This window comes from uncultured Gimesia sp. (genome assembly GCF_937919775.1).
GTDB lineage: Bacteria > Planctomycetota > Planctomycetia > Planctomycetales > Planctomycetaceae > Gimesia.
In genome coordinates, this window is record NZ_CALFPF010000001.1 from 1 (window position 1) to 2,773 (window position 2,773).

The 2,773-nt window shown below is 48.4% G+C and carries 2 protein-coding genes and 1 pseudogene; 2 read left to right on the forward strand and 1 reads right to left on the reverse strand.

The window, feature by feature from the left end; translation table 11 throughout:
* Positions 1-33 precede the first annotated feature (33 nt).
* Positions 34-1,023 carry a quinolinate synthase NadA gene (nadA, locus tag Q0294_RS00005; RefSeq protein WP_299459335.1) on the reverse strand — a complete coding sequence of 330 codons (990 nt, stop codon included), beginning with the start codon at positions 1,021-1,023 and terminating at the stop codon, positions 34-36.
* A gap of 203 nt (positions 1,024-1,226) precedes the next feature.
* On the opposite strand from nadA, the gene Q0294_RS00010 reads away from it, so the two are divergent.
* Positions 1,227-2,051 carry a PIG-L deacetylase family protein gene (locus Q0294_RS00010; RefSeq protein WP_299459337.1) on the forward strand — a complete coding sequence of 275 codons (825 nt, stop codon included), beginning with the start codon at positions 1,227-1,229 and terminating at the stop codon, positions 2,049-2,051.
* A gap of 41 nt (positions 2,052-2,092) precedes the next feature.
* A pseudogene (locus Q0294_RS00015) lies at positions 2,093-2,773 on the forward strand (cytochrome c); the annotation flags it as partial.

Here is a 2,773-nt window from a genome sequence, read left to right on the forward strand (position 1 = left end):
AGCATGTTTTGTTTGCAGATGCACGGAGCAGAGCTACTGCAGCAGACTGCGTTGCAGGACTTCTTTTGCCTTGTCGAAATAGGGCTGCCATTCAATTTCCGGTTTGCCGAATTTCAGACAGTCACGGACCTTCTGCAACGTATTCAACGCCATGTGAGGACAACGATTGCAGGCACAGGTTTCACCTGTGGAAGTCATTATTCCCGGAACGGGAATATAGGTATGCTGTGGAGCCGATTTGTGCAAAGGGTGAATCATGTTGGCTTCTGTGGCGATCAGAAAGGTTCCCGGTTCTTTGATCGACATGACGTATTGCCGTAACTTCTCGGTACCCCCGATGAAATCGGACACTTCCAGGATCTTGTGGGGACATTCCGGGTGCGCTAAGACCAGAGAACCCGGATTATTCTTTTTGGCACGCAGCAGGTCTTGAACACTGAAGATTTCGTGAACCATACAGGCTCCGGGCCACAGAATCATCTGGCGGCCGGTGACTTCCTGCAGGTAACGCCCCAGGTGTTGGTCGGGCACAAATAAGATTTCTTTCCCTTTCGGGACGCGATCAATGATTTCCCGTGCATTTCCACTCGTCACAATCCAGTCGCACAGACTTTTGACTTTGGCAGTGGTGTTAATATAGGCAACCGTTTCGAAATCGCGGCCTTCTGCACGAAGTTTTTTCTGAAACTGATCCAGATCGTCATATTGGCAACTGTCAGCCAGAGAACAGCCGGCATTGAGATCCGGCAAGAGAACTCGCTTTTCCGGGCTCAAAATCTTGGTTGATTCGGCCATGAAATGGACACCACAGAAGACAATCGTGGATGTCTTCACGTTCACGGCGTCGCGTGCCAGTTTCAGGCTGTCTCCTGTAAAATCAGCGATTTCCTGGATATCGCCATCGATGTAGAAGTGAGCCAGAAGCGTTGCGTCTTTTTCTTTTTTGAGCACATCGATTTCATCCATCAGATCAAGAGGATCTTCATAGATTTCCTCTTTTTTATCAATCACAGGTAATGACATTTGCTCATATCCTCAGAAAAACAGCAATTCAAAATGAACTTACTGGATGGACACAAAATACCGGTCAAAAGTTCAACACAGCGTTTCGTTCATACTGGAGAATCCGAAACCCTTCCGGTACAACTAGAGTACTATTGTTGAAGGAAAATCATCCTCGTCAAACTGGTGTTATTCTATATAATTGGGTGAAGGTTTAGAACTCTATGGCAGATCAATCGTTACGAATCCTGGTTTTTGGCGCTCATCCGGATGATTGCGACATCAAAGCGGGAGGGACAGCTGCTTTATACCAGCAGGCAGGGCATGTCGTGAAGTTCGTGAGTGTCACCAACGGGGAATCAGGCCATCAACGACTTTCTGGCCCTGAGTTAGCCGAAATTCGACGGGCTGAGGCCACTGCTGCAGGAGAATCGCTGGGGGTGGAATATGATGTACTCGGAAACAGGGATGGATATTTGCAACCGACCATTGAAGCCCGTTTCGAGATCATTCGCCTGATTCGCACGTTCGAGCCCGATCTGATTCTGACTCACCGACCCAATGATTATCATCCCGATCACCGGTATACCTCACAACTGGTTTGTGACGCCGCCTATATGGTGACGGTGCCTCCCATCGTCCCTGATGTCCCGGCACTGAGAAAGAACCCTGTAATCGCGTATTTATCTGATCATTTCACGCGCCCTTACCCCTTCTCTCCCACTGTCGTGGTTGATGTAGAACCTGTGTGGGATCGGCTGGTGGATGCGCTTGATTGCCATCGTTCTCAGTTTTATGACTGGCTGCCTTATAACCATTTTTATGAAGATGAAGTGCCGTCTGAAGCATCAGAGCGGAAAGCCTGGCTGAGTGGCAAGATGCAGGCCCGGATTGCTCCTCTGGCAGACCGATATCGCGATCTGATAATCCAGACTTATGGAGAAAAACGGGGTAAAGAGATCCAGTTCATCGAAGCTTACGAACCCTGCGAATATGGATCTCCCTTGACTGATGAAAATATTAAGATGTTGTTCCCATTTCTTCCGTAGTCTCATTTTCAAATGAATAGAATTTCAAGAAGAAAGATTCCATGCGAACTCTCTGTCGTTTGATCTGTATTTTGTGTTTGTCCTGTGGTTCTATTTTCCCACTGGCTGCGGAAGAAACCCCGGCCGAACGTGGATATCGCCGGTTGACATCCCAAGCGTATTTACCACCTGATTTTGATCAGGCGGTATTTGAAGATCTCTGGAAAGTCTGGCCGCCGGAATTGCAGGAGAAAGCCAAACAGGCGTCACCGGAAGAACGTCGCAGTATGATCTTTTCGTATTACGGAATCATGGAACGTCCTGATGTCAAAGCGGCTCCTTTAGGATATGTCGTCACTCCGGAACAGAACTGGGTCATGAACTGTTTCAACTGCCATGGCGGAAAAGTGGCAGGCGCTGTGATTCCCGGCGCGCCGAACAGTCATGTGGCGCTGCACACACTGACTGAAGATGTAAGTAAAATTAAACTGCAGCAGTTGAAGAAATTGAGTCATATGGATTTAGCTGCGCTGGGAATCCCGCTGGGAACCACACATGGCACAACCAATTCGGTGATCTTTGGAGTGGTTCTCGATTCCCTGCGTGATCCGGATATGAATTTTGACCGAAGTCGAAAGGTCCCACAATTATTACACCATGACATGGATCCCCCGGCCTGGTGGAACGTGAAGCGGAAACAGAGAATTTACATAGACGGCTTTGTTACGAAAAACCATCGTATG